This is a genomic window from Saccharomonospora iraqiensis subsp. paurometabolica YIM 90007, from assembly GCF_000231035.2.
GTDB classification, from domain to species: Bacteria; Actinomycetota; Actinomycetes; order Mycobacteriales; family Pseudonocardiaceae; genus Saccharomonospora; species Saccharomonospora paurometabolica.
In genome coordinates this window covers 29,105-31,755 of the sequence record NZ_KI912228.1, presented here as the reverse complement: position 1 = coordinate 31,755, position 2,651 = coordinate 29,105, and the positions used below count along the sequence as shown (strand labels likewise).

3 protein-coding genes are annotated in these 2,651 nt (G+C 74.3%); all 3 read right to left on the bottom strand.

Translation table 11 applies throughout. From position 1 onward, the window contains the following. On the bottom strand, positions 1 to 812 hold an 812-nt coding region (locus SACPADRAFT_RS32600), incomplete at its 3' end, for a hypothetical protein (protein WP_198048298.1). 38 nt (positions 813 to 850) lie between these two features. After that, a complete protein-coding gene (locus SACPADRAFT_RS0209815) occupies positions 851 to 1,843 on the bottom strand; it encodes a C40 family peptidase (RefSeq protein WP_007027207.1) in 993 nt (330 codons plus the stop codon). Positions 1,844 to 1,850: 7 nt separating this feature from the next. After that, positions 1,851 to 2,468 carry a hypothetical protein gene (locus SACPADRAFT_RS0209810; protein ID WP_007027206.1) on the bottom strand — a complete coding sequence of 206 codons (618 nt, stop codon included), beginning with the start codon at positions 2,466 to 2,468 and terminating at the stop codon, positions 1,851 to 1,853. Positions 2,469 to 2,651 lie beyond the last annotated feature (183 nt).

The following is a 2,651-nucleotide window of genomic DNA, read 5'->3' as shown; positions in this document are numbered from 1 at the left end:
GGCGGGGGCAGGGGTGGGGCGTCCGCCGGGCGGGGAGGCGGGGTCGTGGTCCGCCACACCGGCTGGGGACCGATGTTCATGGGCGCCGCGGCGGCACCCCGGCCGGATCCCGCACCCCGGTGTCCCGGATCGGGAGTGCCCGCGGTGTCCGCCGGACCGGCGGCACCCGGGGTGTCCGTGGGATCCACCGGAGCTTCGGCACGCGTGGTGCCCGTGGGATCCGTGGTGCCCGTGGGATCCGTGGTGCCCGTGGTGTCGGTGACCGCCTCCGGGGCGGCGGGTGTGCCCGGCGAGGGCGCCGAGCCCGCTCCGTGCGGCACGATCGGGTCGAGGCACGGGACGAGCACCACCGTGTTGTCCGGGTCGGCGACCCGGCGCCCGCTGCGCTCGCGGTACACGAACGCGCCCTCGGCGTCGATCTCCACGAGATAGCCCGCCTCCGCGAGCTGTCCCTCGTCCAGGTCGACCAGCCGTTCGCGGCGCGACGGCACCACCCGGTAGGACGGCCACGACGCGTCCGCGTACGTGTCGTGGAACTGGGTGAGCAGCGCGGCCATCCGCTGCTGCCACGGCAACGGCATCGCCTCGACCAGCGACCGGGGCAGCACCACGTACCCGTCGTCGACACCCGGGTGCCCACGGGAGAGGTAGTCGGCCAGGGGTGTGGTCGACGCGGGCGGCGTCTGCCGCCCGGCGTGCGGTGGCGGCGGGGCCGCCGGGGTGTCGCCGGACCCACCGGGTCCGGGCGCGGGGGAACCCGGCAGCACGATCGGGCTCCGCGACTTCCTGCGTCTACGCCACTTCCCGGCCACGACCAACTCCGTTCCCGTCGAGCCTCACCCGCTCAGCGTCACACACCCGGCCGGACCGCCTGCGGAACCAGGCCCGGCTCGTCCCACGAGATCGGCCGGGTGTGGACCGGCACGCCTGCCTGTTGCGCCTCCACGATGCGACCGTCGCCCAGGTACATCGCCACGTGGTGGATGGTCTCCGGGTTGGCGGAGTCGTGCGCCCAGAACACCAGATCGCCCGGCTGTGCCTGCTCGACCGGCAACATCGCGCCCGAGTGGTACTGGTCCCGCGACACCCGGGGAATGACCACCCCCGCCGCCTCGTAGGCGCGCAGCAGCAGGCCCGAGCAGTCGTACGAGCCGGGGCCGGTGGCACCCCACACGTACGGCTTGCCCTGTTCGCCGAGGGCGAAGTCGATCGCCTCCGCGGCGGCCGGGTTGGGCGGAACCACCGTGCCCGCCGGGCTCGTGCCGCATCCGGTCGGGTCGGCGACCTCGCCCATGGTCTCCACCAGGTGCACCGCCATCGCCTCCCAGCGGTGGTACCGCTCGGGGAAGGCGGACCGCTCGACCGCCTGGGCGGCGTCCCCGGGCCGGATGCCCTGCCAGTCCGGCACCGACTCCAGCACGTCGTAGAACTTGTTCACCTGGTACGGCGGGTCGGTGACCTGCTCCGGGGTTCCCCAGCCCATCGACGGCCGCATCTGGAAGATGCCGAGCGAGTCCCGGTCGCCATAGTTCAGGTTGCGCAGCCGGGACTCGGTCATGCCTGCCTGGATGGCGATCTGCCAGGCGCGGGGGGACAGCTCCCGGTCCTCCCCGATCCCGATGATCAGCGAGACGATCCGGCGTTGCTCCTGATCCAGGGCACGGGCGTCGGCGACGCCCCGGCTCTGCTGACCGGGCCGGGACGGCCCGATCCCCGCGTCGCAGCTGAGCAGGTCGACCCCGGCGGCCTGCTGTCTGCTGTCCAGGATGACCACCGCGCCCGCCGCGAGCAGGATCGTGGCGGTCGCGGCGGCGACGAATCCGATCAGCAACCCGGCACGCACGGTGGCATCACCCCGACGCTTCCCGGTACTCGGCCACGCGCCACCCGGAGTCCGTCTCGATGACGGTGAGCACGAGCGTCGGCCCGTCCGTGCCGACCTCGACGTCCACCGAACTGGTGTAGGACGCGCGGGCCTGCGGTGTTCCGACGATCTCGGTGCCCGTGATCCGGTCCGGGTCGACCGTCCGCATCCGCGGCAGGTACTCCTCCGTGGTGTACGGGCGCAGTCCGTCGAGCCATTCCCGGTCGGAGGCGACCTGCCCGTGGTCGAGCCACGCGGCCACCCACCGCTCGGCGACCCGCAGCGCCTCCGGGGACGGCGGCGCGCTCGTCGGGGTCGCCAGGGGTTCGGTGAGGCGTGTCGGCGGTGGTTCGGACCCCGGCGCGGTGTCCGCGGCACCGTCGCCGGCGCCGTGGGAGTCCGCACCCGCCCGGTTCGTCGACGACGACTCGCCCGCCCGCGCGGTGTCCCGGTCGTCGACCAGTCGCGGTGCCAGCATGCCCGCCGCCACGACGAGGGCGATGACCATGATCGCGGTGCCGATCAGGTGCGTGGGCGAACGCATCGGCCAGCCCCACAGCCTGCGGTACACCGCGGCCCTGCCCCGGTTGGTCCGGATCGGCATGTCCCCCGCCCCCTACCGCACCACGCTGTCGGTGTCCCGCACCTGGTCGCGGACCTCCAGCCCCCGGGAGGGCCGGTACACCACGAACACCGGTTTGCCCGCGACCATCTCCTGGTCGGCCCGGCGCGGCCGTGCGCCGTCCACCCCGGACGCCTCGGGCGGGGCACCACCGGGCGCCGCGGC